The following is a 23,534-nucleotide window of genomic DNA, read 5'->3' as shown; positions in this document are numbered from 1 at the left end:
CTCCCCCTTATTTGTCAACCTATATTTTATTACAGTTAACAATATAAAACAATAAAAAAAGCGCCCGAATTTTATTCGGACACTTTCTTCTCTCTTTTAGCAATGCATGTAGCAATCAAGTCACCGTGAAAACGACCGTTTTCAATAAAAATTTCATTTGCGTTATTTCCAGCCGCAATGACGCCTGCAATAAAAATACCTTCCACATTTGTTTCCATCGTTTCTGGATTGTACGTTGGCCGGCCTGTTTCAGCGTCAATATAAACGCCCATTTTCTTTAAAAAATCATGGTCAGGATGATATCCTGTCATCGCAAACACGAAATCGTTTTTTATTTTCTTTTCTTCACCATTTACTGTATAAATGACGGCGTCTTCTGTAATTTCTTTCACATGTGCATTGAATTCCATCGTGATGACCCCTTGGCGCACAAGGGAGTCAAATTCAGGCAAAATCCATGGTTTAATGCTTGAAGAATATTGGGAACCGCGATATAAAACGGTGACGCGCGCCCCCGCTTTCACGAGTTCTAATGCTGCATCAACGCTTGAATTTTTTCCTCCGATGACAACGCAATCTGTGTTGTAGTACGGATGGGCTTCTTTAAAATAATGCGTCACTTTCGGCAAATGTTCGCCAGGCACGTTCATATAATTTGGGTTGTCGTAATATCCCGTCGCAATAATGACGTATGTTGCTTCATACGTACCTTTGCTCGTTTCAACAATAAACGAGCCATTCGCTTGCTTCGTTACGCGTTCGACTTTTTCAAATGCATGAACGCGAATGTTTTTTCGAGTGACAACTTCTCGGTAATAAGTGAGCGCTTGATTGCGCTTCGGCTTTCGATTTTCAGTAATAAACGGAACACCACCAATTTCCAAGCGGTCGCTCGAGCTAAAAAATGTTTGATGTGTCGGATAATGATATAGTGAATTGACGATGTTTCCTTTTTCAATGACAAGCGGGGAAAAGTTTACGTTTTGTAAAGCAATCGCAGCTGCTAACCCACATGGTCCTCCACCGACAATAATAATTTGTTCTTTTTTCACTTGACGCTCACCCCAATTAAAAAATCTCCTATCATACAATGATAGGAGATTTTTTGTATTCATGCAAATATTAAATCCAACCGCGGAAACGGCATGCTTCCGCCATCTTACGTACACCGACCATATATGCCGCTAAGCGCATATCGACGCGACGCGTTTGTGAAGTTTCATATACGTTATTAAACGCTTTCACCATCACTTTTTCCAGCTTTTCTTCCACTTCTTCTTCTGTCCAGTAATATCCTTGATTGTTTTGCACCCACTCGAAGTAAGAAACTGTTACCCCACCAGCGCTTGCTAAAACATCAGGAACGATTAAAATGCCGCGCTCCGTTAAAATTTCTGTCGCTTCTAACGTCGTCGGACCGTTTGCCGCTTCGACGACGATTTTCGCTTTAATGTTGTGGGCATTTTCTTCTGTAATTTGGTTCTCGATCGCAGCTGGCACTAAAATGTCGCACTCTAGTTCAAGCAATTCTTTGTTTGTAATTGTATTTTTAAACAACTTTGTTACCGTACCAAAGCTGTCGCGACGATCTAATAAGTAATCAATGTCAAGACCGTTCGGATCGTACAAACCGCCGTATGCATCAGAAATGCCGATCACTTTCGCTCCGGCATCGTGCATAAATTTCGCTAAATAGCTTCCTGCGTTACCGAATCCTTGCACAACAACACGCGCGCCTTTTAAGTCGATGCCGCGCTTTTTCGCCGCTTCACGAATGCAAATAGTAACCCCTTTTGCTGTTGCCGTTTCACGACCATGTGAACCACCGAGTACAAGCGGTTTTCCTGTAATGAATCCCGGTGAGTTAAATTCGTCAATTCGGCTATATTCATCCATCATCCACGCCATAATTTGTGAATTTGTAAACACATCAGGCGCAGGAATATCTTTCGTTGGGCCGACGATTTGGCTAATGGCGCGAACGTAACCGCGACTTAATCGCTCTAATTCACGGAATGACATGGTACGCGGATCGCATACAATTCCACCTTTTCCACCGCCATACGGTAAATCAACAATCCCACATTTTAAACTCATCCAAATGGAAAGTGCTTTCACTTCTCGTTCTGTCACGTTCGGGTGAAAGCGAATACCCCCTTTAGTTGGACCGACCGCATCGTTATGCTGTGCACGGTAGCCAGTAAACACTTTTACTGAGCCATCATCCATGCGCACCGGAATTTTCACCGTTAACATGCGCAACGGCTCTTTTAATAGCTCATACACCTCTTCAGGATATCCGAGCTTTTCGAGCGCTCTATGTATGACGATTTGTGTTGCTCGTAGGACATCATGTTTTTCTTCGTTGGTATGCTTTTCGGCTACCATTTGTAAACCTCCCATGACCTTTTGTAAAATATTGTCCGCCTTTCATGTCATAGTATACACCTTCTATGCGCATATGCAAAGAAGTTTTTATTGATTTTTTGTAATCGTTTTCAAAAAAACGATCATTCACATCACAATACGAAAGCGATATAATGAACGTACGAGAGAAAGGGGCGAAAAAGATGAAAAAGCGAATTTTATTTTGTTTTGCACATCCTGATGATGAGACGTTTACGGTCGGAGGATTGCTTGCCACATTAGCGAAGCGTGAGGATGTCGAAACGATCGTATATAGCGCAACGCTTGGCGATGCCGGAAAGTGTGGAAATCCTCCGGTTTGTACGAAAGAAGAGCTCCCACACGTACGTAAAAAGGAATTGGAGCAAGCAGCGGCTATTTTAGGTGTTGATCATGTCATTACCGATACATATCCCGATGGAAAGCTACCCGAACATGAAAAACAGCTCGTCGATTCCATTCGTCATATTATTGAACAATATAAGCCGACCGTTGTCGTGACGTTCCCACCGCATGGTATTTCGGGACATCGAGATCATCAAGCGATTCAACGAGCCACGTATCAAGCAGTAACGTCGATGGATCATATTGTAGAGCAGTTGTATTATGTAACTGTCGTTGGTCGCCCGGATCGTTACGGTGACCCAATCGAAAACATCGATATCGTCTTCACATTCACAGATGAAGAAGCAAAAAAAGTGCGCAAAGCTTTACTTGCCCATCGTACACAACATTTATCCGTTGAACGTGTGTTTCCAGCTGTCCATCATGACTCATTTCATAAATTTCAAAATAAGGAATACTTTATACGTGCATGGGCAAAAGAAGATGAACCACCTTATCCATTTTAAGAAAATAACCTTCGCAATAAGCGAAGGTTATTTTTTCACAAAGTATTTATATAGTTGGTCAATCGCTTCGTTGGCGATCAATTTTTTGCCGTACTCTTCGACACGATAAATCGTTAATGTGGAGGGGCTTCCGTATTCAGCTAAAATAGCAACAAAATCATCTGTTGGAATGACAGATTCTGCAAAATGTAAATAAAAGCGTCCTTCATAACTGTAAAGCGAGCCGCCATGACAACCGAGCGAATAAAGACGCGTCGCTAATTGAATGACATCTTCAAACGTTTGAAATTCGAAAAATATATCATCGCTTTCATCTAGCGTGACTTGCATTTCAATATAATCGTCGCTAAACTCGTCTTCCTCATCTGTCATCTCACCTTCGCTCGTTACGATCACGACCATGCCCTGTGCCGGTAAAGAGTACACTTCAACAGCGACCGACCCGTTAATTTCAAAGCCGAGCTCCTCACTTGCTTCCTCAATCATATCACGAAATAGTTCATGCACTTTAAACGTATCTTTCCATAAATCTTCTTTCGTTAACCCGCGCTCGACTAGATCGTCAAATGTGAGGAATATTTTAATTTTATTGTAGTTTAAGCGTTCAAGCCGCATAAACATCCCTCCTTACCTACACAGACTTTACTGTTAGCATATGACGAACGTGTAAAAATGTTCGTCATATTACTAATGAGTTTACATCGTTTTCTCCCTTTTAGACAAGTATTTTTCATTCGATTTTAACCACTCGTCCCATTGCTCTTTTGATTGTCCGAGAAAATAATCACCGTACTTGTCTTTTACTTGTTCATCAACTTTATCGAACGCCCGTCCCCCAATTCCAATACGAATATGTGGGTATGTTTGTTTCAATTGATCGACGAGTTTTAGCGTCGCTTGTACATTTTGTTGTAACGTGCAAGATAAAAAGACGTATGATGGCTTTACTTCCTGAATGACAATTAATAAATCTTGTTGCTGGATGCTTGCCCCTAAATAAATCGTTTCGTAACCCCTTCTGCGCAAATATAAAGTAAAAATAAGTAACCCAAGTTCATGCCATTCATTTGGTCCGCAAACGGAAATCGTTTTTGGAAGCAAGCGATTTACAGGAATCATAGAAAACGCCATGCCAAGTCGTGACCGTAAAAAGGCAGAAGCGAAATGTTCATGCGCGCTCGTAATTTTTTCATTTTCCCATAAGTCCCCGATTTTTACGAGTAATGGGCTTAAAATATCGAGTGCAACTTTCTCAACTGTATATAAACTGAACGCCTCATTTAGCAATTCATGTGCTGTCCACTCTTCAAATGATAAAAGAGCTCGCAACAATCGTTCTCGAAGCGTAGTGACATGATCTTCTGCTTGTATACGCACCTCTGACGGTCGCTGTTCTAACAGTGAAATAGCTTGACTAATCGTGAATCCTTGATTCACTTTATCAACGAGCCATTTCAATATTTGCACTTGTTCCTCTGTATATAGACGATGTCCCGCTTCATTGCGCGGTGGGGCAATAATTTGATAACGGCGCTCCCACGCCCGCAACGTCCCAGGCTGAATACCTAACATGTTTGACACTGCTTTCACATTATATTTTCCTTCTTGCGTTGACATATAAAATCCTCCATCTTTCGCATCATTCTGTCAACATTATAGCGAACATGACGGAGGTGTGTAAATTTTGTATAAGTTTTGCTTAACTTTTCTTATGTTTTAACTCGATCAGATGCGTTTCCGCACGTGCACCGAAACGAAATGGAAGCGTCGTTGTCCCGTATCCGTTGCTCACAAGTAGCATCGTCCCATTTATATTTCGCAAACATCCTTTTTCATATAGCCCAAACGGTCCGAGACGAATTTGTCCGCCATGCGTATGTCCGCTTAAAACGAGCGCAATTTCATGTTGTGGCTTAATTTTTTCAATAATGCGCGGATCGTGGCTAACAAGGATGCGAAACGTTGTCTGTTCGGCATCGCTCAACGCAAGCTCGAGCCGATCTCGCCTTTTGTTCATATCATCGACACCGAGCAAAGCGATGCGATCACCTTGCTCACTTTCAAATGTAACTGCCGTATTGTCTAATATTTTCACGCCATTTTCAAGCAATAGTGCATCTAACTCATGGTAATCTACTTCGTAATCGTTATTTCCCCAAACAAAATAAACGGGACCGAGCTGTTTCAACAACTCAATATTTCGTTTAACACGCGAAAACGGAACCCCTTTTTCTGTTAAATCGCCGCCGATAATAACAAGATCGACTTTTCCTTTTAATGAGCCAATTAACGTTTTCGATACACGTCGACGATGAATATCTGAAATAAAAAAAATACGAAGGCGAGAAAAGCTTTCTGGAAACGTTGAAAATGGCAATGAATGAAAAATAACGCGATTCCGATGTGCTTCGATCCACATGTATAACATAAGTGCTACAAATATTGCTACAATATACACCATTTCAATTTTCCCTCTCTTTGTATACACTCATTGACATCATACCATATATGAGAGAAAAGAGAAAAAAAATCGTCGTCTTTTTTACATCAATCATCGCCAATATAAAAAACGTCAGTAATACGCTATACGAAAGAAATTGCTCTTTTCGATTCGTCGGTTCCTTTCGCCATGCTTGTAACGTATGCCAAGTCGCTGCGCGAATGAGGATCGCATTGGAAATGAAACCGATAAAGAAACTAACAAGCGCAAAAAATGTTTTCATTGGGTCAAAAATGATGTCGGTCAAAAACACTTCAAACACGAACGGCTCGACCGTTGGCGTCCAAGCGATCATAAAATAGCCACATAACAATCCAACAATAAAAAGAAACCACATGTTGCTCCCTCCCTTTTTCAACATATGAAGCGAGAGAGTGTGTGGTCACTTATTTTCATGATAAAGCGTGATATCATATGTTTCTTTCATCCATTCGTAAAGAACGTGCCTTTTTTCCCACGTTCGTTTTTCAAGTAATTCGCTACTTTTTTGAATGAACTCACAGCGGAGTGCATGGAAATCTTGCTCCGCTTTATCACTTTTCTTTTTACAAAATGAAACAAACCAACCAAGCGATCCAACGAATGCAGTAAACCAAAAAATGCGTTCATTATCAATCGCTGCTACAATCATTCGTTCTGTGGACGAATGATTTGGAATAACAACCGTTTGGTATATATACAATCCAAATAAAGCGAGTGAAAACAAAAACAAAATGAACGACCACTTCATTCTTTTTTTCATGTCTTCCCATTCTCTTTTATGCGTTATCATTCGTTGTAAAATCGCCTTTGTCACTTCATCTAATTCAATTGGGAAAATCATAGCCACCCCTGCCGATCGTGTTTTACTACGATTGTATGTCCATCGACAAAGTGGTATACCTTATTTTCCATTCATATTTGGAATTTTTAACACTTGTCCTTTTTGTAGTTTCATGCTCGTTAAATGATTCCATTCTTTAATGAGGTCCATTCCTTTTTCATTTCCGTAATATTTCATCGCAATGCTATATAACGTTTCATTTTCTTGTACGGTATGATAAATAAAAGATGATTCTGTTTCATTCGATTCTTGTTCCTCTTCTTTTGCTTCGTTTTCAAGCGGTTTTTGTTGTGGCTTATGCCCTTTTTGTTGATCGACATCAACAGTCTCATAGCTTTCATCATCAATCGTCACGACTTGGACGGGACGCTTCTCAACTAAGTGATATATGCTGTAAATGGAAATCGGCAATAAAACGAAAAAGAGCGCAAGAATGCGAACGAGTGGATGTTTAACTTTCCATTTCGTTTTTTTCTTTTTATGCACTTCGCTGCGCGGTGGCAACTGAAGCTCATCGTCTTCTTGTTGCTTACTAATATTCTCCATTTTTTTACGCAAATTTTCCGCTTGGTCTTTACGCATCGTTTGTCACCTCTTTTGTACGATACCGGATGTGTAACGCTAAAATAAAATCAATGAGAAAGTGGGCAAAAATCGTGACCCATAAATTGCTTGTCCATTCATAGATAAGTCCAATCCAAAAGCTTAAACTAACGACAGCCAAAAGAAGGAGCCATTTTCGCCAATAACGAATATGCAATAAAGCGAAAATGATGCTTGCGAAAAATAGGCCGACATGCGTCTGAATGACACCACGAAACAATAGCTCTTCACAAAATGCAATGACCATAGTCATGATAAAAATGTGCGGTACCGAACGTGAACGAAATAATTTTTCATTGATTCCACCATCATCATACCATTGTTCAGGTGCATACTGAATAAGTAAAAAATCGACAAAAAGAACAAGCGCCGCACAACCGCTACCGTACAATAGTATTTCCCGTATATCCCACTGCCACATCGAAAAGAAGGTCGCAGGCGTAAATAAAAATACACTTAAAATGAGCGCAATAAGAAAAATAAGCGCTTGTGTTACATATAGATGATAAACGATTTCTTCATCGTTCATTTGACTAGCTATCTCCATTTGTTTTTTAATCATTTGTCCTCACCTTTATTGAAAACATGGAACAGAGCTCTTCCTGCCACGGGCGCAAATGTATTTGTTGAATATGTTTTACAGGAGCGTTTACGTATATATCAGCGCCACACCGATCACAGCAACGCTCATTCGGAAGTGGTTGTTGCTCAAAATATGAAAGCATCGTACGCCGACGACAAGTTTGTTCGTTTATCCATCGTTGCATAAATACCCATTTTTTTATTTTTTCTTGTTTTCTTTGTTCTATATGGGCGTATAGTTGATTAGCTAAAGTGTGTATATCTTCTTGCATATTCATTTGTTCTAGCCAATACAATAAAAGACGTTGTTGCACGTCTGTTAACCCCATTTCCTTCCGCCCATGGCGTAGAGCGTCCAATGCATAGACAATTTGTTCTTTTGTCGGAAATTCCATATCGATCATCAATTGTCCCATTTGTTCATCGCCTGAGGCATACAATAATATGGCAATACTTTCGTTTCCATCGCGCCCAGCGCGCCCAACTTCTTGCCAATATGCTTCTGGTTGTGTCGGCAAGTGAAAATGGATAACAAAGCGAACATTCGGTTTATCAACACCCATTCCAAACGCATTTGTACAACAAATGACGTCTAACTGATCATAAACGAACTGTTGTTGAATAAGAAGTCGCTGTTCACCATCCATACCTCCATGATAATAGCTTACGCGATGATCCTCACGAAGCACTTCTGCTAATGTTTCTGCCCATTGTCGACTAGCTACATACACAATTCCCGGTTTAGGTAACGTGGCGACAAGCTGTTTTAACGCCTTGATTTTTTCTTCTACCGTTTGAACATATTGCACGTATAAACAAATATTTGGGCGATCGAGCGGGTATATATGTTGTTTAACGTCATCGAGTTTAAGCGTCGTTACAATATCAGCAATAACTTGACGTGTAGCTGTAGCCGTTAACGCTAAACATGGCGGATTGCCGAGCGTTTGGCGAAGAAGACCGAGCTTTAAAAAGTCAGGGCGAAAATCATGTCCCCATTGTGAAATACAATGTGCTTCATCTACGACAAACAACGAAATGTTTATGCGTGTTAACGCTTCGATAAGTAAAGGGGATTGTAAAATTTCAGGCGAAGCATAAATAAAACGATACGATGCTAACTCACGCAACACATCTCGTTTTTCGCGATAAGACAGAAAACGATTGAGCGCTACAACACGTTTTTCACCACGATTTCTAAGCTGCTGTACTTGATCTTCCATAAGCGAAACGAGTGGGGAAATAATTAACACACTGCCGTTTAATATATAACCCGGGAGCTGATAACAAAGCGACTTTCCGCCACCGGTCGGAAGCATAGCAACACAATTTCGTCCATTCAGCACATCTTCAATAATTTCTCTTTGCCCCATGCGAAACGAATCGTAACCAAATCGTTCCTTTAATATGTTAAGCATCTTCCCTCTCCCATCTTGCCAACGCAAGCCGAATTTCAAAATAAGAAACGTCTTGTAACACTTCTTTTATCGCCCGTAATTTTTTCGTTTGTAATTTTTGTGCTTGTTGAATAATGCGCTTGCGTTTATTCTCCTCTAAAAATGGCGTCGTCACAAACGTTGGAATATATGTGGCGATTTCGACAATATGATCTTCAATCGTCCCTTTTTTCAATCCACGCAACTCGGCAATTTGTTCGAGTGAATACCCTTCCTTTAGCAATTCCCATGTTTTTTGAGCGGAACTCGTTAATAGGAAACGTTTTTGTTCCCGCAGTGAAAAAAGAAGCGGGAATTTTTCCTTTTCTTTTTCTGTCATTTCAAGCATAAAATGAAGAACATTTTGAAACGATAACAAAACCGCTACATCTTCCTCCTTTATGGCATAGGCAATTTGTTCGTTCGTCCATCCGATACGCTCATGGCTTGTCAACCGCCAAACGAAAATGTTAGCATCTTTTTCCTCTACACAACGAAGTAGCTCGTACATTTCTTCATATAATAAACGAGCGAGCGCTTGTATATGCTTATGTTGAAACAGCCATCGCTTCACGAACGATTGAATGTGTTCATCGCGATGTACAGGCTCAAATGATGTGCGATGAATGATGTTTGCGAGCGTTTGGATAAGTAAAGACAACCTTTTCCAAAACAAAGAAGCCTCATTCATATATTTCCATCCATCAATGTAAGGAGGAAGTATAAAATGTCGGATTTTCTCTTTTCCACTTGCGGTTGTGCAATATATGTGTTCGTCCACTTGGAAAATCAGTCCATCCATCTCTAATGCTCGTGTGACGTCAAATAAACGAGTACGGTCAATTGGTACCGTCCCAAATAGACGACTAACATCATACCATTTACTATCTTGTAACGTTTGTGCTGTTTTTTTGCCATTCAGTAAATGATCGATCGCAGCGAGCGACCGTTCTCCCCGAAATCGGTCGATACAAAATAAAACGATGTGTTGTAACATGCGACATTCACTCCATTTTCCCTTTCATTTTACCAGATTAAGCGAAGCAATGTGAGGGAAAACTGTGTACTGATAAGCATTTTCATTGGAGTTTTTTATTGAAAAGTTACCGCAACACATTTATTATAAAAGTGTGAGGAATACGTTTCCAACGTTTCATATGAAACGATTGGTTCCATATAATTAAGGAGGGTCATTGTATGCCAAAGTACACGATTGTTGACAAAGAAACATGTATTGCCTGTGGTGCATGTGGAGCAGCTGCACCTGATATTTACGATTACGATGATGAAGGTATCGCTTACGTGACATTGGACGACAACCAAGGTATTGTCGAAATACCAGACGTATTGATTGACGATATGATGGATGCGTTTGAAGGCTGTCCAACAGACTCGATCAAAGTCGCGGACGAGCCATTTGATGGCGATCCAAACAAATTTGAATAAGAACAACTAAGGGCAAACTTCACGTGAAGCTTGCCCTTTTCTTTCGTTCAGTCATTGTCACCACTTGTCCAATCGACTATAATAAAAAAGTATACATAACAAAAAGGAGGAATTTGGCATGGCGTTTGAAAACAAGGTTGTTGAAGCGTTTATTGAAATTCCAACAGGTAGCCAAAACAAATATGAATATGACAAAGAGCGTGGCGTATTTAAACTCGATCGCGTCTTATATTCACCAATGTTTTATCCTGCGGAATACGGCTATTTAGAAAATACACTTGCATTAGATGGCGATCCGCTCGATATTTTAGTTATCGTGACAAATCCGACATTCCCTGGCTGCGTTATTGAAACGCGTGTCCTTGGCTACTTAAACATGATAGACGGTGGCGAAGAAGATGCAAAATTAATCGGTGTACCTGTTGACGATCCTCGCTTTGCTGATGTGCGTAGCCTTGAAGATCTTCCACAACATAAATTAAAAGAAATCGCTCATTTCTTTGAACGTTATAAAGACTTAGAAGGAAAGAAAACAGAAATCGGTACGTGGGAAGGCCCAGAAGCGGCTGCAAAACTCATTGACGAATGCATCGCCCGTTACAATGAACAAAAATAAATACACTTCATGCGTTAAGCTGGCTTTTGGCCAGCTTTTTGTCTTTTTTTCCGAACATTCATATATAAAAACGCTTTCATTTGTATGACCTTTCCGAAAGTTATTGACACATGCATACGGGTATGTTAAATTATCAGAAATTTAAAAACTTATTAATTGAAAGGAGCGAATGTTTGTGATTCGCATTTTAGTAGCTGATGCAATGAGCGAAGAAGGACTTGCCCCACTCCTTGCTGATCCAACGATCGAAGTCGTGCAAAAAAAGGTAAGCGAGGTGGAGGACGAACTTGATCAGTTCGATGCGCTGCTCGTTCGTAGCGCGACAAAAGTGACTGAACAATTACTGCAAAAAATGACGAATTTAAAAATTGTAGGACGCGCTGGCGTCGGGGTGGACAATATTGATGTCGATGCAGCTACACGATACGGTGTCGTCGTCATTAACGCTCCAAACGGCAATACAATTTCGACAGCGGAACATACATTTGCGATGATGGCTTCATTAGTGCGCCGTATTCCACAAGCGCACATTTCAGTCAAATCACGTGAATGGAATCGTTCCGCTTTCGTCGGTGTCGAGTTATTCGGAAAACATTTAGGGATTATTGGATTTGGTCGCATCGGTTCTGAAGTAGCGAAACGGGCGCGCGCATTCGGTATGCACGTTCACGTATACGATCCATTTTTAACGAAAGTACGAGCAGAAAAAATTGGTGTCGATGTTTGCACGCTTGATGCGTTGCTTGCACAAGCAGATATCATTACTGTACATACACCGCTAACAAAAGAAACGAAAGGGCTTCTCGGTCCAAAAAACTTAGCAAAAACGAAAAAAGGTGTATATTTAATTAACTGCGCGCGCGGTGGCATCATCGACGAGCAAGCGCTCATTCCGTTTTTAGAAAACGGACATGTGGCAGGCGTTGCGCTCGATGTATTTGAACAAGAGCCACCGGGAGACCATCCGCTTCTCTCTTTTGATAACGTCGTTGTCACTCCACATCTTGGGGCATCGACAGTCGAAGCGCAAGTGAACGTAGCGACACAAGTCGCTGAAGAAGTATTAACATTTTTACAAGGAAAACCGGTCACATCGTCGATTAACTTGCCGACACTTTCAAAAGATGTATACGAAAAAATTCAAGCTTTTTATACATTGGCTCGAAAAATGGGTATTTTAGCTTCGCAATATATGAGCGAGCCGGTTCAAGAAATTGCGATTACGTATTCAGGATCTGTTGCTGATTTAGAAACGACATTCATTACGCGTAGTTTGCTTGCTGGATTTTTAAAACCTCGCGTTGCTTCAACTGTCAACGAAGTAAACGCAGCAATGATCGCCAAAGAACGCGGCATCGCCTTTAGTGAAAAATTTTCAGCAAACGGAAACGACTACAACAACAGCATTACGTTAACTGTATATGGCGAAAACAAAACATTTACGTTGAAAGGTACCCATATTGCCTACTACGGTGACCGGATCGTTCATTTTAATGGCTTTGCGATCGATTTTGCTCCAGAAGGGCATTTGTTGTACATTCAACATCATGATAAACCGGGAATGATCGGAAAAGTCGGTAACATTTTAGGTGACCATCAAGTAAACATCGCAACGATGCAAGTTGGTCGCCAAGAAGCGGGTGGAAAAGCGATTATGATGCTTTCACTCGATAAACCACTTGATGACGCACTCGTTGAAACGCTCGAACAAATTAGCGATATTGATGTTGTCAAAAGATTAGAAGTATAAAAGGTTCAGCCGCGCAGCTGAACCTTTTTTTATCCAAGTGGAACCGCTTTTCGTTCCCCTTTACAAAACGTCATAACTTCCTTGTAACCGACTGTTGTAGCGAGAGCGATCGCTCGATCATAATCCGCCCCAACATCTTGCGGCACGTGTGCATCAGACGATAACACAATTGGAATGCCTTTGTCGTAGCACATTTGTAATAGACGAGGATCAGGATATAGTTCCCCAACAGGTTTACGCAAACCTGCTGTACTAATTTCAACGCACGTTTTCGAGTTGGCTAGTGCCGTCGTGGCACGATCGTACTGTTCTAACAAAAATTCCTCATCTTCTGGCACGTATTTAAAAATTTTCACTAAATCTAAATGACCGATAATGTCAAATAAGTTCGACTCAGCTAGCGTCACCACTTGATCGAAATATTTTCGATATGTATCGTATAGATCGCGACGATCCCACTCTTTCCGAAACTCAGCTAAATCGATACCAAAATCATCAACCCAATGAATCGAGCCAATGACATAATCAAAATCGTAAGCGCGAATAAACTGCGCCATTTCTTCATGTTTGCCTGGCGTGTAATCCATTTCGATCGACATTTTCACATCAATTCCGGCATCCCATGCTTCGTGAAACAAACGAACGTAATCGGCCATATCATAGTAGCGACGCGCTTCAATCCATGGATTCGATAAAATATTTTTTGTTTGATAAAAATGATACGCATGCTCGGAAATACCGAAATGTTCAATGCCTTTCCGCGCAGCTTCGTCCGTAAATTGCTTTAAATAATCAAGCGTTAACGTCCCACGTTCTAAATGATTATGGTAATCTGTTAACATCGTTCTCTCCCCCTCTCTCGTATTGTTTTACATTATATAGCACAACGTTCTCTTTTTCTAGTTGTTTAATCCAACAAGAAATAGTAAATGAATGCATGCAGCCATCCCAACAACAACGAGCACTCGTTTCATCATATCTTCCATCGTTTATTCCCTCCCGTTCGCGATAACCATATATGTTGTATGCAAAAATACGAACGGTTAGAACGATAAAACATGACATTTTACAATTCATTTACAATCGGATAAAAAAGCGTTCCAGCAAGTGACTGCAATAACGGCTCTTGCTTTTGATGATAACTTACAAGCACACATGTCGCTGGGCCAGCAGAAGCATGTAACGGAAGGGAACAACGAAGTAGTCGTTCCCCATGCATAAGCTTCCACTCATGCGATATCCCTTTTGAACCAACTGGGATTATTTCATACACTCCATCTACCTGCAGCAACATGCGAAATAAAGAAAGCGGAATGATTCGATCTTTCCTACGTATGACCGCTTCACCAACGAGTGGTTCTCCGATGACAGCCCAACGTGCATCCATTGGTGTAATATTTATTCTCTTTTCCTCTTTCCGTACCGTTCCGACAGCAACAACTCCAACAGCTGATTGCATAAGCGGCATATTTGATTCGCTACTTCCTGTTATAGGAAGCGACAACTGTAACTCCACCATCGTTTGTTGGACGCCTGTAACAAGTGCATCCCATGAACGATCACCGACAAAGTTTTGTAGTACAAAAGCTTTTGGCGTTGCTCCAATGCTCATCAGTTCCATAAGCGAAACGCGAGCTCCATAGTAACTAACAACATCATATGGCGCTTGAACAACATCATATTGCTTTAAGCCAATTCCACCTGAACAGTCAGCGGCAAAAACGAGCTCATGTTGTTCATCAAATGGCACGCATAATACGTCACGCATGCTGCTTCCCCCACGCGCGTTGCAACGCTTTCGACACGACAACAGCAATCGCTAAATTGACGCCCGTAGCTAATGCAAGAGACGGAATGATAGAAAGTACAAACGCCGGGCTCATGATCCATGCAAAAGGTAACGGTGCAAGTAGTGCATTACCGATAAAAAAACATACATAACTAAAAATGAACCATCCTCGTCTTATCAACAAACCGACAATGTATAAAAGAGCGGCCATTTCAATAGCCACAAGTATATGAAATGGACCAAGCGGAAATCCGCCAAATAAAGCAGATACAACATGTCCAACACTTGCCACAACCGCAGCAGCTGTTGGCCCGAGCAAAACAGCTGCTACAACCGCAGGTGCGCTATCGAGCGCAATACTTCCGATTGTAAATGGGATTTTGATAAGCGAACCGATGACAGATAGACTAATAAACATAACAAGCAACGTGAAACGCCTCATTCCGATTCACCTTTTTTTTCATTTTTATCACGAAACACAATCGCGCTTCGTTCATATTCTACATCTTTTACTTGCAAGCGGGCGTTGACGACGCGCGCAACGGCAAATAAATAGTCTGATAAACGATTCATATATTGTAAAACGACTTCATTCGTTTGTTGTTGCTTCATTAACGCTACAACACAACGTTCTGCTCTTCGTGTCACCGTCCGTGCCATATGTAACGCAGCAGCTTGTGGAGACCCCCCCGGCAAAATAAACCGTTCAAGCGGCGGCGCTTGTTGAATATATGCATCAATGCGTTCTTCTAAAAACGTCACCATTTCCACTTTTACTTTATATGGTATTTTTTCACCGACAATGGCTAAATCACCACCGCAATCAAAAAGTTCATGTTGAATACGTTGCAGTTCTTGATAAATATCACGAAACTTTTCGTCTTGCAATAACGTCATTGCCCAGCCGATCATCGAATTTGCTTCATCAATCGTTCCGTACGCTTCTACGCGCACATCGTTTTTATCAACTCGTCCTCCAACTAAACTCGTTTGTCCTTTGTCACCTGTTTTTGTGTACAACTTCATCCGAATCACCCCTATTTTATTTGTTCATTTATGCCGCACCATACATAATCTACACGACTACATATGTGCGCAAGTTGTTGATACGTCCAACCAACTGCGTCTCGCCACGCTCGTTCATGTGCATCGATTGGTACGATCCCTTGATTCATATCGCAACCAATCCAAACGACCGTCCGTTCTTTCTCTTTTTCCCATCGCTCCCATGCATTCATATACGACAGGATTTTTTCTTTTTCACGTGTTGTATAAGGAAGAAAATATTCGCGAATCCATTGTTCAATTCCTTCAAGGACGACGACGGGTACAGTTTTATATTTGTTTGGGAGTGGGAGTGCCTTTTCATACGCACAATGCCAAACATGTGGTGTATGCGTTAATGCGTAATATGCGTTTACCCATTTTCGCTTTCCTTGAAACGCACCGCCGCTAACGAAATGCATCGCTTTCTCTCCCTCCAACGTTCTCTCGTATTATAAAGCGTCACTCCTTCACCAAATGGGACATGCCATTTCCAAAACGGGCGTACGTCTGACGCGTACTTTGATAATATATAACGAATCACTCCACCGTGCGTCACAACAACAACATGCGATACCGACCGATAAACAACATCATCAATCGCTTGTTCCACACGTGTCTCAAACTCGGTCAACGTCTCTCCGTTCGGAGGTGCATAACGAACCGGATCATCGAGCCAATGGCGATACGCTTCAACTGCTTGCAATTGCTCATACGTTTTTCCTTCAAAATCGCCAAAATGGAGTTCACGCCAACGATAGGAACATTCAATGACGTGATTTGGAAACAAAACATACGCCGTTTGCCGACAACGGAGCAAGTCGCTTGTCATGACAATATCCGCTTCAAGCTGATGCGACACACGCGGTTGCTTTACAATAGGTACATTCGTCCAACCGATATATTGTTTCTCCTCGTTTTCTTTCGTTACAAAATGGCGAATATATGTAATAGCCAAATGACAAGCCACAAACATGTTTCACTCCCTTCAATAAACGCACCTAGCACATCTCCTGTCATCCCACCAAACTGCTTTATCGCAAACACACGCGCGACAACATAATACAACATTAATGATAAGAATAATACGATCGTTTCAAACGATAACAAAGCAATCAGGCCGTATACAACGAGAAATGGCGCATACCGATGATCGATATGTTGGCGGAAGGCTGCCGCCATCCCGGTTTGTTTCGCAAGTGGTGTTGTCAATAAAAGCAACGTCATTCCAAAGCGAGAAAATAACGGAATACAAAAAAGGGAAAACAACGACATATGAGAAACCGTTTCAAACATAAAAATGAAACGAAAACCGAGCAAAAATAAAATGGATAACACCGCAAATGCTCCGACACGAGAGTCGCTCATAATATCGAGACGTCGCTGTCGATCACGATACGAAAAATATGCATCGCTACAATCCATCCATCCGTCCGCGTGCAATCCTCCTGAAAGAAAGATAGAGGAAAATAATAATAAAAACGACAAAACAAGCGAAGAAATGTGATCGGACAGTACCACATGTATGGCAACAAGAAAAAGTCCGATGATTGCACCGACGAAAGGAAACGAAAGGACAGCCACACGCGCTGTTCGTTCATTCCAATCCACTTGCATACGAATGGGGATGATCGTTAAAAACTGTATCGCTAAGACCACTCCGTGCCACATGGCCATCTTCCTTTCTTCACAATGGGCAAGCCGTAACGCATCAAAATGGCTACATCGCTACACGCAACAATCTGTTGATGCAATAAACCGAGACCGTGCATATACGTATACGTTCCTCGTTCGTTTGGTATACCGTCATAAAATATTTCGTTACTTACAATCACAAGCCCTTTTGCTTTGTTCCCTAATTGCTTAATTTGTTGCACGATACGTGGTACTTTTTCCTTCACATCCCATATATAATCGCGAAACAGCTCATTAGCCCATAAGTTGGTTAAACAATCAAGTAAAACAACATCACACCCACCAAACATCGGCATGATACAATAGAGATCATACGGTTGTTCCCACGTTTGCCAGCCGTCATGTTTCCGTTGTGCTTGGTGGTGAGCAATGCGCGCTTCCATTTCTTCATCTGTCCGCAGCGCCGTGGCAATATAATGAAGGGAATCAGTCGGTTCGGCGATCATTTTCGCGCATCGTTCTGCGAATGAAGACTTTCCGCTACGCACCCCTCCGCTAATAAATACAATCATTGCTTCCACCTTCTTAAATAAAAGAGGAGGTGATCGTTTTCCTCTTTCGTTCGAACCGCAAAACGGACATATTTTCCGTCCAGCCCTCGAAAATTAAACGTATGCCGCGCGACAATACCATGTTGTAAAAGAAAAGGAAAAAGCGTGATCGTTTCATCGTATAACACATAAAAATTGACGACAGACGGTGAATATTTGTAGCCAAGTTCATTCAATTGTTCAAATGCTCGTTTTCGCTCCGATGCAATGTACACTTTCGTTCGCTCCACAAATGCATCGTCTTTTAATAATTGTTTCGCTATTTGTTGAGCAATCGTATTGACGCTCCACGGTGGCTGTTTTTTCATTAACTTTTTTACGACGTGTTCGTGTGCGAGCACATAGCCGAGCCGTACACCTGCCAGTCGATACATTTTCGTTAACGACCGCAACACAATTAAACGATCAAACGTACGTAAAAAAGAAGAAACGGAATAACCGTCAATCCAGAAGTCATAAAATGCTTCGTCAACGACAACATATACTCCTTCATCATGCGCTGCATTTAACAACGTATGCATCGTTTCTTCTGACCATACGGTACCGGTCGGATTGTTCGGATGACAAACAAATAGCGCGTGTAAAGACGGCAAGTTCGCAACCATTTGGTCGAGCGGTGGTTGCCAATGTTCATCTAGCATAAACGAGTGAACGGTACAACCGTAAGCTTCACATGCCTGACGATATTCTGAAAACGTTGGCTCAATGATGCCAATATGTTTTCCTGCAAATTGTTCAGCAAGCAAATAAATGCACTCAGCAGCACCATTTCCAACAAAGACGTTTGACGGCATGACATGTTCTCGTTCAGCAATGATCGTACGAAGCGTCTCACTTCGCTCTTCTGGATATTCACTCATCCAACGCAACCACTGTTGTTCTATTGTCACATGTTCGTGCTGAAGCGGATTTACATTGACGCTAAAATCAATATATGAACGCGGGGCTTCCATTTGCATCGCTTCGTATAACCGTTGCGGATTAGCCCCATGTGCAGGTAAGCGCAAGCAAACTCCCCCCTATCGTAAATGCAATGGTCGTTCGTTTCATCACCGCCACAGCTTGTTTGATATGCATAGACGTGAGCGGAACGGACGCATCGCCAATCGTCGGACGAACAGATACAACTCCTTGATATGTATTCACTCCCCCAAGCTGAACATCTAATAACGCCGCCATCGCCGCTTCGCACCATCCGCTATTTGGGCTCGGATGATTGCGTGCATCACGAAATAATAGTTTCCATGCTCGTCTGTTGGCACGATGGACAAAGAGCATAGCAAGCGCTGTCATTCGGGCGGGAACGTAATTAAGCACATCATCGAAACGAGCGGACGCCCAGCCAAATTGAGCATATCGTTCGTTCTTATAGCCGAGCATCGAATCGCACGTATTCACGGCGCGATACAACATGGCTAACGCTCCCCCGCCAAGAAAAGCATAAAAAAGGGGCGCCGTTACTCCATCGCTCGTATTTTCCGCTACCGTTTCCACACATGCACGCACAATTCCATCTTCTTGTAACTTCTCTGTGTCACGTCCAACGATCATCGCCACGTTTTTTCTCGCTTCATCGATGTTGCCTCTTTTTAGCGGATCAAGTACATCGTATGCGGCTTTTGCTAATGATGTTGGCGCAATCGAAGTAAAAATGATAATCGCTTCAACGAAAACCCCCACTATAAGAGAAAGTCGATATGCGCTTGCAATCAATGCGTAACTTATTACAAATGTGAACGTACAGACGACAAAAAGGGTGAACACTCCTTTTCCTTTTCGCCATCTTCCTTTATTGAAACGACGATCCATATACGCAATCATTTGCCCAATCCAACAAACGGGATGGAAGCGGCGGGGATCGGCGAGTAGACGATCGAGCAAAAGTGCCAGCCATACCGCCCATATATGCGTCATCAACTTTCACCCTTTCGTTTTCGATAACGATCAATGGCTATTTGCGTCGCTTCATATACGAGACGAGCTAGCTGTTTACCAATCGTTGTAATTGTTCCTGCGTATTCATAATATGTTCCTTGTTGAGACGCAGCGATGGCCGTACAATCGGTTGACGTGCCTGTAGCGATTGTATTCGTTTGTGGATCGACGACTTGTTTATCATACAACGCCTTTGCTTTTGCTTCTGTTACAGTCATTAGCGCTTGCACAAATGCAGCTTCTGACAAATGGCCATCAATGAAAACAAACGTATTAATCGTTCCAGGAGAAATAACCGTATCTGTACGACGCCACGCATTTGCACTATCAACGGCATTCCCCACCCCAGCAGTTACTGCAACAAAAAGACGAACATCTTCATGAACAGATGCAAATGCGACATCGTTTACATCGACCGCTGTCATCATTCCTACGGTCCATTGCTCATCAAATCCTCTTTGTCTCAAAAATTGAATCATCTCTCGTTCAGCATCATCACAATAATAATCAAGCGAAACGTGCCGATTCACAAACGTTGTTGCCCAACGCATACCGCCGCCAACAAGAGCCGATGAAATCACTTTAAAAGGTTTTATCGTTTCAACGACAAGCAGCTTTTCGTCCTGCCTCACGTGCCATAACACGTCATCAATTCGTTGTTCTGAAAATGGAACAAACGTCACAAGCGGTTTTGGCAATACCGGGTGCTCGTAACGCTTCATCTTCGTCTCAAACACAGATGCAATCATCGATTCATTCAACAACTCTTTCGGTGTGCCACACGCCACTACCTTTCCATCTCGCAAAAAAAGAAGACGATCGCAATAGAGCGACGCGATGTTTATATCATGAAAAATAGCAATGACCGTCAGTTTCGACTGTTTTAATAAATTCAACAACTTAAACTGCTGAGCCACATCCATATGGTTCGTCGGTTCATCTAACAACAACACGCGCGGTTGTTGCGCAAGCGCGCGTGCAAGCGCTGCTCGCTGACGTTCTCCCCCGCTTAATTGTTCTAATAAGACATGCTGTTTATGTGCTAACGTCACACAATGAAGTGACTCGTTGACCACTTGTTCGTCTTTCTCTGTCCATTGCGGAAAGAGAGATGACTGATAAGGATATCGTCCAAGTTCCACCATCTCTTTCACTGTATATCCAAATGAAACATCTGTATGTTGTGGCAACGTCGCAACGAGTTTGGCATATTGTTTCGGTTTATACGTTTCAATATGCTGCCCGCAAATAAAAATGGCCCCCTCTTGTAAAGAAAGATCTCGGCTTAACAGTTTCATTAACGTTGTTTTTCCTGACCCGTTCGGACCTAAAATACCGAAAAACTCACCTTCATAAACAGTAAACGAAACGTTTTGTAATACTTGTTTTTCTCCATATTGATACGAAATGTGTTTGACATCAATCATACTGATCCCGTCTTCCGTTTTAAACTTTTAAATAACAATATGGCAAATAACGGAGCTCCGATGAACGATGTAATGACTCCGATCGGCAATTCCCTCGGTGAAACAATCGTTCGTGCCACAACATCTGCTAACACTAAAAACGTGCCACCGTACAAAAAAGAAAGCGGCAATAATTTCCTGTGATTTGCCCCACAAATCAAACGCGTCATATGCGGAATGACAAGCCCAACAAAGCCGATCGTGCCCGATACAGCTACCGCTGCGCCTGTAAGCAAGGAAGCGCTAAGTAAAATCCATAACTTTTTTCGCAACACATGTACGCCAATGTTTGCTGCTGTTCGCTCGCCAAATGAAAAAGCGTTTAACTCGCGAATATGTGTAAATAAGCCGAGAGAACCGATGATAAAAAACGGTACAAATAAAGAAACATATGACCAACCGCGCATCGCGACGCTTCCCATGAGCCAGCTAATGACTTGACGCAATTCCTCACCACTAAGGGCAACCATAAGTGAAATAACCGAGCCGAAAAACGCATTCATGATAATGCCGATTAAAACGATCGTTTCAATTCCCATATTGCGTTCTGCAAGTCGAGCAAATAATAAAACAAACAATAATGTCACGAGCGCACACATAATGCTCACGATCGGTAACGTAAAGCGTCCGAGAAACGACAAATGAAGTTGAAAAAAGAAGACGAGTACCGCTCCGACAGCAGCGCCAGATGATACTCCAATCGTATACGGATCAGCTAAAACGTTTTTTAAAAGCCCTTGGAACGCTACACCAGCAAGTGCTAAGGACGCCCCAATCAAAAAGGCGAGCACCACTCTCGGCACACGAATCGCAATAATAATTTGCGAAATGGTGGCGGGAACGTCCATCGGTGTATGAAACAAATGATGCGACAACGTGTCCCATATAGAAGAAAAGGGAATCGATTGTGATCCAATCGATATCCCTAATAATAGTGCAACGATTGCAATGATGGATGCAGTCATATAGTTATTTAAAAATGTCTGGATAAACGACTTTGGCAATTTCTTCGACCCCTTCAGCTAAACGTGGTCCTGGACGAGAAACTAAATCGGAATTAACATCGTATACGCGTTTATTTTTAATTGCAGGAACTTCTTTCCAAGCTGGGCGAGCGAGCACTTGCTCGACAGCGTTCGGTGTATAGTAACCGTACGTCGTAATAATGACGTCTGGATTTAACGCCACCGCATCTTCTTCAGTAAACATCGGCCATCCTTCTTGGTCGCCGGCTGCGTTTTTCGCATGAATGATCGTTAACATCTCATCCATAAAAGTTCCTTTTCCAGCTGTATAAATTTCTGGAGCAGGAGAAACTTCTACCCAAACGGTCGCTTCTTCTTTCACTTCTTTCGCCTTTTCAGCGATGGCATCAATTTTTTGTTTCATTTGTTGTACAACATCTGTCGCTTCTTTCACTTTTCCTGTCGCTTTTCCGATGAGTTCAATCGATGCATATACGTCGTTGAGCGATGTTGCGTTTGGTACAACAACAACTGTAATGCCTGCATCTTTTAATTGCTTTAATCCTTCTTCAGAGTTATGAGCACTCGATGCATGCGCAAGCACAACGTCTGGTTGAAGCGAAATAATTTTTTCTACATTAAACTCCATACCACCAATTTTTTCTTTGTTTTTCACATCTTCTGGATAGTTATCAAAGTCGCTGACACCAACAATTTTGTCACCAAGTCCTAATGCGTACGCAATTTCTGTATTACTCGGAATAAGCGAAACAATTTTTTTCGGTTCTTTTTCAATCGTGACATCACCAACCGCATCTTTTATGGTGACTGGAAATGCGGCTTGTTCCGTTTTCGCTTCTTGCTTCGTCTCTTTTGCTGGCTCTGCGTTATTGTTGCATGCCGCTAATCCGAGCGTCAACAAAAGCGCAAGAAGCCATACGTAATGTTTCCATTTCATCATTTTTCCCCCTTTTTTATGTATAAAAATAAAAAGCTCACCCCAAACGGAATGAGCTGGAAACAACAAAAGATAATTACTCCTCTTGTCGTTTCGTCGTCTCACTCCCCGAAGACGC

The 23,534-nt window shown here is 42.0% G+C and carries 28 protein-coding genes; 4 read left to right on the top strand and 24 right to left on the bottom strand.

The window, feature by feature from the left end; translation table 11 throughout:
* Positions 1–71: 71 nt before the first annotated feature.
* Together ETB99_RS07395 and ETB99_RS07390 are read right to left on the bottom strand one after the other, a co-directional pair.
* Positions 72–1,052 (bottom strand): YpdA family putative bacillithiol disulfide reductase, encoded by a 981-nt coding sequence (locus ETB99_RS07395; protein WP_171700307.1) that lies wholly within the window; start codon positions 1,050–1,052, stop codon positions 72–74.
* A gap of 70 nt (positions 1,053–1,122) precedes the next feature.
* Complete coding sequence (locus tag ETB99_RS07390; protein WP_077428632.1) at positions 1,123–2,388, bottom strand: Glu/Leu/Phe/Val family dehydrogenase; 1,266 nt, start codon at positions 2,386–2,388, stop codon at positions 1,123–1,125.
* Between the two features lie 182 nt (positions 2,389–2,570).
* On the opposite strand from ETB99_RS07390, the gene ETB99_RS07385 reads away from it, so the two are divergent.
* The gene (locus ETB99_RS07385) at positions 2,571–3,257 is read left to right on the top strand and encodes a PIG-L deacetylase family protein (RefSeq protein WP_253263580.1); all 687 of its coding nucleotides are present in this window, start codon (positions 2,571–2,573) and stop codon (positions 3,255–3,257) included.
* Positions 3,258–3,284: 27 nt separating this feature from the next.
* Here ETB99_RS07385 and ETB99_RS07380 read toward each other — a convergent pair whose 3' ends face one another.
* The 9 genes from ETB99_RS07380 to ETB99_RS07340 form a co-directional block, all read right to left on the bottom strand.
* Positions 3,285–3,872 carry a genetic competence negative regulator gene (locus ETB99_RS07380; protein WP_035019793.1) on the bottom strand — a complete coding sequence of 196 codons (588 nt, stop codon included), beginning with the start codon at positions 3,870–3,872 and terminating at the stop codon, positions 3,285–3,287.
* Positions 3,873–3,953: 81 nt separating this feature from the next.
* A complete protein-coding gene (locus ETB99_RS07375) occupies positions 3,954–4,874 on the bottom strand; it encodes a MerR family transcriptional regulator (protein ID WP_171700305.1) in 921 nt (306 codons plus the stop codon).
* Between the two features lie 82 nt (positions 4,875–4,956).
* Positions 4,957–5,718 carry a metallophosphoesterase gene (locus ETB99_RS07370; protein ID WP_077428635.1) on the bottom strand — a complete coding sequence of 254 codons (762 nt, stop codon included), beginning with the start codon at positions 5,716–5,718 and terminating at the stop codon, positions 4,957–4,959.
* 1 nt (position 5,719) lies between these two features.
* Positions 5,720–6,094 carry a hypothetical protein gene (locus ETB99_RS07365; protein ID WP_077428636.1) on the bottom strand — a complete coding sequence of 125 codons (375 nt, stop codon included), beginning with the start codon at positions 6,092–6,094 and terminating at the stop codon, positions 5,720–5,722.
* Between the two features lie 45 nt (positions 6,095–6,139).
* Positions 6,140–6,580, bottom strand: a complete 441-nt coding sequence (locus ETB99_RS07360; protein ID WP_077428637.1) for a YpbF family protein — start codon at positions 6,578–6,580, stop codon at positions 6,140–6,142.
* Between the two features lie 60 nt (positions 6,581–6,640).
* A complete protein-coding gene (locus ETB99_RS07355) occupies positions 6,641–7,162 on the bottom strand; it encodes a LysM peptidoglycan-binding domain-containing protein (protein WP_006319362.1) in 522 nt (173 codons plus the stop codon).
* A complete protein-coding gene (locus tag ETB99_RS07350) occupies positions 7,155–7,745 on the bottom strand; it encodes a CPBP family intramembrane glutamic endopeptidase (protein WP_006319361.1) in 591 nt (196 codons plus the stop codon). Before ETB99_RS07350 ends, ETB99_RS07355 begins: the two co-directional genes overlap by 8 nt.
* Positions 7,738–9,183, bottom strand: coding sequence for a RecQ family ATP-dependent DNA helicase (locus tag ETB99_RS07345; protein ID WP_171700304.1), 1,446 nt, complete (start codon positions 9,181–9,183; stop codon positions 7,738–7,740). Before ETB99_RS07345 ends, ETB99_RS07350 begins: the two co-directional genes overlap by 8 nt.
* Positions 9,176–10,198, bottom strand: a complete 1,023-nt coding sequence (locus tag ETB99_RS07340) for a YpbB family protein (protein ID WP_077428639.1) — start codon at positions 10,196–10,198, stop codon at positions 9,176–9,178. The genes ETB99_RS07345 and ETB99_RS07340 overlap by 8 nt, the downstream gene beginning before the upstream one ends.
* 200 nt (positions 10,199–10,398) lie before the next feature.
* Between ETB99_RS07340 and ETB99_RS07335 the strand changes: the two genes are divergently transcribed.
* The 3 genes from ETB99_RS07335 (at position 10,399) to serA (ending at position 13,013) form a co-directional block, all read left to right on the top strand.
* Complete coding sequence (locus ETB99_RS07335) at positions 10,399–10,647, top strand: ferredoxin (RefSeq protein ID WP_066325905.1); 249 nt, start codon at positions 10,399–10,401, stop codon at positions 10,645–10,647.
* A 118-nt stretch (positions 10,648–10,765) separates the two neighbouring features.
* Positions 10,766–11,263: an inorganic diphosphatase gene (locus ETB99_RS07330; protein WP_129000454.1), complete on the top strand. Its 498-nt coding sequence runs from the start codon at positions 10,766–10,768 to the stop codon at positions 11,261–11,263.
* Between the two features lie 175 nt (positions 11,264–11,438).
* Positions 11,439–13,013 (top strand): phosphoglycerate dehydrogenase, encoded by a 1,575-nt coding sequence (serA, locus tag ETB99_RS07325; protein ID WP_171700303.1) that lies wholly within the window; start codon positions 11,439–11,441, stop codon positions 13,011–13,013.
* 29 nt (positions 13,014–13,042) lie between these two features.
* On the opposite strand, the gene ETB99_RS07320 is transcribed toward serA, so the two are convergent.
* The 13 genes from ETB99_RS07320 to ETB99_RS07260 form a co-directional block, all read right to left on the bottom strand.
* Positions 13,043–13,855, bottom strand: coding sequence for a histidinol-phosphatase (locus ETB99_RS07320; RefSeq protein ID WP_077428641.1), 813 nt, complete (start codon positions 13,853–13,855; stop codon positions 13,043–13,045).
* 224 nt (positions 13,856–14,079) lie between these two features.
* Entirely contained in the window at positions 14,080–14,781 is a 702-nt protein-coding gene (locus ETB99_RS07315) for an ATPase (RefSeq protein WP_171700302.1), read from the bottom strand.
* Positions 14,774–15,244 (bottom strand): ECF transporter S component, encoded by a 471-nt coding sequence (locus ETB99_RS07310; protein WP_006319337.1) that lies wholly within the window; start codon positions 15,242–15,244, stop codon positions 14,774–14,776. The genes ETB99_RS07315 and ETB99_RS07310 overlap by 8 nt, the downstream gene beginning before the upstream one ends.
* Positions 15,241–15,828 carry a cob(I)yrinic acid a,c-diamide adenosyltransferase gene (locus tag ETB99_RS07305; protein WP_077428645.1) on the bottom strand — a complete coding sequence of 196 codons (588 nt, stop codon included), beginning with the start codon at positions 15,826–15,828 and terminating at the stop codon, positions 15,241–15,243. Before ETB99_RS07305 ends, ETB99_RS07310 begins: the two co-directional genes overlap by 4 nt.
* An 11-nt stretch (positions 15,829–15,839) precedes the next feature.
* The gene (locus ETB99_RS07300) at positions 15,840–16,268 is read right to left on the bottom strand and encodes a bifunctional adenosylcobinamide kinase/adenosylcobinamide-phosphate guanylyltransferase (RefSeq protein ID WP_171700301.1); all 429 of its coding nucleotides are present in this window, start codon (positions 16,266–16,268) and stop codon (positions 15,840–15,842) included.
* Positions 16,220–16,816 (bottom strand): histidine phosphatase family protein, encoded by a 597-nt coding sequence (locus tag ETB99_RS07295; RefSeq protein WP_171700345.1) that lies wholly within the window; start codon positions 16,814–16,816, stop codon positions 16,220–16,222. Before ETB99_RS07295 ends, ETB99_RS07300 begins: the two co-directional genes overlap by 49 nt.
* Positions 16,774–17,523: an adenosylcobinamide-GDP ribazoletransferase gene (locus ETB99_RS07290; protein WP_077428647.1), complete on the bottom strand. Its 750-nt coding sequence runs from the start codon at positions 17,521–17,523 to the stop codon at positions 16,774–16,776. Before ETB99_RS07290 ends, ETB99_RS07295 begins: the two co-directional genes overlap by 43 nt.
* Positions 17,496–18,053 carry a bifunctional adenosylcobinamide kinase/adenosylcobinamide-phosphate guanylyltransferase gene (locus ETB99_RS07285; protein WP_129000458.1) on the bottom strand — a complete coding sequence of 186 codons (558 nt, stop codon included), beginning with the start codon at positions 18,051–18,053 and terminating at the stop codon, positions 17,496–17,498. The genes ETB99_RS07290 and ETB99_RS07285 overlap by 28 nt, the downstream gene beginning before the upstream one ends.
* The gene (cobD, locus tag ETB99_RS07280) at positions 18,050–19,099 is read right to left on the bottom strand and encodes a threonine-phosphate decarboxylase CobD (protein ID WP_129000459.1); all 1,050 of its coding nucleotides are present in this window, start codon (positions 19,097–19,099) and stop codon (positions 18,050–18,052) included. Before cobD ends, ETB99_RS07285 begins: the two co-directional genes overlap by 4 nt.
* Positions 19,074–20,006 carry an adenosylcobinamide-phosphate synthase CbiB gene (cbiB, locus tag ETB99_RS07275; RefSeq protein ID WP_171700300.1) on the bottom strand — a complete coding sequence of 311 codons (933 nt, stop codon included), beginning with the start codon at positions 20,004–20,006 and terminating at the stop codon, positions 19,074–19,076. The genes cobD and cbiB overlap by 26 nt, the downstream gene beginning before the upstream one ends.
* Positions 20,006–21,454, bottom strand: a complete 1,449-nt coding sequence (locus ETB99_RS07270; protein ID WP_171700299.1) for an adenosylcobinamide amidohydrolase — start codon at positions 21,452–21,454, stop codon at positions 20,006–20,008. The genes cbiB and ETB99_RS07270 overlap by 1 nt, the downstream gene beginning before the upstream one ends.
* Positions 21,451–22,497, bottom strand: coding sequence for a FecCD family ABC transporter permease (locus tag ETB99_RS07265; RefSeq protein WP_077428652.1), 1,047 nt, complete (start codon positions 22,495–22,497; stop codon positions 21,451–21,453). Before ETB99_RS07265 ends, ETB99_RS07270 begins: the two co-directional genes overlap by 4 nt.
* The gene (locus ETB99_RS07260; RefSeq protein WP_077428938.1) at positions 22,463–23,419 is read right to left on the bottom strand and encodes an ABC transporter substrate-binding protein; all 957 of its coding nucleotides are present in this window, start codon (positions 23,417–23,419) and stop codon (positions 22,463–22,465) included. The genes ETB99_RS07265 and ETB99_RS07260 overlap by 35 nt, the downstream gene beginning before the upstream one ends.
* Positions 23,420–23,534: the final 115 nt, after the last annotated feature.

This window comes from Anoxybacillus sp. CHMUD (assembly GCF_013096965.1).
GTDB lineage: Bacteria > Bacillota > Bacilli > Bacillales > Anoxybacillaceae > Anoxybacillus > Anoxybacillus kestanbolensis_A.
The sequence above is the reverse complement of the archived record's forward strand: the minus strand, read 5'-3'. Positions and strand labels throughout refer to the sequence as shown.

What these genes read in the sequence shown, in the direction of transcription:
- ETB99_RS07300 (WP_171700301.1), bottom strand. Translation starts at nt 16,268, where the DNA reads ATGCATTTCGTTAGCGGCGGTGCGTTTCAAGGAAAGCGAAAATGGGTA.
- ETB99_RS07370 (WP_077428635.1), bottom strand. Translation starts at nt 5,718, where the DNA reads ATGGTGTATATTGTAGCAATATTTGTAGCACTTATGTTATACATGTGG.
- ETB99_RS07350 (WP_006319361.1), bottom strand. Translation starts at nt 7,745, where the DNA reads ATGATTAAAAAACAAATGGAGATAGCTAGTCAAATGAACGATGAAGAA.
- ETB99_RS07270 (WP_171700299.1), bottom strand. Translation starts at nt 21,454, where the DNA reads ATGATTGATGTCAAACACATTTCGTATCAATATGGAGAAAAACAAGTA.
- ETB99_RS07380 (WP_035019793.1), bottom strand. Translation starts at nt 3,872, where the DNA reads ATGCGGCTTGAACGCTTAAACTACAATAAAATTAAAATATTCCTCACA.
- ETB99_RS07305 (WP_077428645.1), bottom strand. Translation starts at nt 15,828, where the DNA reads ATGAAGTTGTACACAAAAACAGGTGACAAAGGACAAACGAGTTTAGTT.
- ETB99_RS07365 (WP_077428636.1), bottom strand. Translation starts at nt 6,094, where the DNA reads ATGTGGTTTCTTTTTATTGTTGGATTGTTATGTGGCTATTTTATGATC.
- ETB99_RS07360 (WP_077428637.1), bottom strand. Translation starts at nt 6,580, where the DNA reads ATGATTTTCCCAATTGAATTAGATGAAGTGACAAAGGCGATTTTACAA.
- ETB99_RS07315 (WP_171700302.1), bottom strand. Translation starts at nt 14,781, where the DNA reads ATGCGTGACGTATTATGCGTGCCATTTGATGAACAACATGAGCTCGTT.
- cbiB (WP_171700300.1), bottom strand. Translation starts at nt 20,006, where the DNA reads ATGACGCATATATGGGCGGTATGGCTGGCACTTTTGCTCGATCGTCTA.
- ETB99_RS07290 (WP_077428647.1), bottom strand. Translation starts at nt 17,523, where the DNA reads ATGGCCATGTGGCACGGAGTGGTCTTAGCGATACAGTTTTTAACGATC.
- ETB99_RS07310 (WP_006319337.1), bottom strand. Translation starts at nt 15,244, where the DNA reads ATGAGGCGTTTCACGTTGCTTGTTATGTTTATTAGTCTATCTGTCATC.
- ETB99_RS07335 (WP_066325905.1), top strand. Translation starts at nt 10,399, where the DNA reads ATGCCAAAGTACACGATTGTTGACAAAGAAACATGTATTGCCTGTGGT.
- ETB99_RS07355 (WP_006319362.1), bottom strand. Translation starts at nt 7,162, where the DNA reads ATGCGTAAAGACCAAGCGGAAAATTTGCGTAAAAAAATGGAGAATATT.
- ETB99_RS07330 (WP_129000454.1), top strand. Translation starts at nt 10,766, where the DNA reads ATGGCGTTTGAAAACAAGGTTGTTGAAGCGTTTATTGAAATTCCAACA.
- ETB99_RS07320 (WP_077428641.1), bottom strand. Translation starts at nt 13,855, where the DNA reads ATGTTAACAGATTACCATAATCATTTAGAACGTGGGACGTTAACGCTT.
- ETB99_RS07340 (WP_077428639.1), bottom strand. Translation starts at nt 10,198, where the DNA reads ATGTTACAACACATCGTTTTATTTTGTATCGACCGATTTCGGGGAGAA.
- ETB99_RS07260 (WP_077428938.1), bottom strand. Translation starts at nt 23,419, where the DNA reads ATGATGAAATGGAAACATTACGTATGGCTTCTTGCGCTTTTGTTGACG.
- ETB99_RS07375 (WP_171700305.1), bottom strand. Translation starts at nt 4,874, where the DNA reads ATGTCAACGCAAGAAGGAAAATATAATGTGAAAGCAGTGTCAAACATG.
- ETB99_RS07385 (WP_253263580.1), top strand. Translation starts at nt 2,571, where the DNA reads ATGAAAAAGCGAATTTTATTTTGTTTTGCACATCCTGATGATGAGACG.
- ETB99_RS07345 (WP_171700304.1), bottom strand. Translation starts at nt 9,183, where the DNA reads ATGCTTAACATATTAAAGGAACGATTTGGTTACGATTCGTTTCGCATG.
- ETB99_RS07285 (WP_129000458.1), bottom strand. Translation starts at nt 18,053, where the DNA reads ATGATTGTATTTATTAGCGGAGGGGTGCGTAGCGGAAAGTCTTCATTC.
- ETB99_RS07390 (WP_077428632.1), bottom strand. Translation starts at nt 2,388, where the DNA reads ATGGTAGCCGAAAAGCATACCAACGAAGAAAAACATGATGTCCTACGA.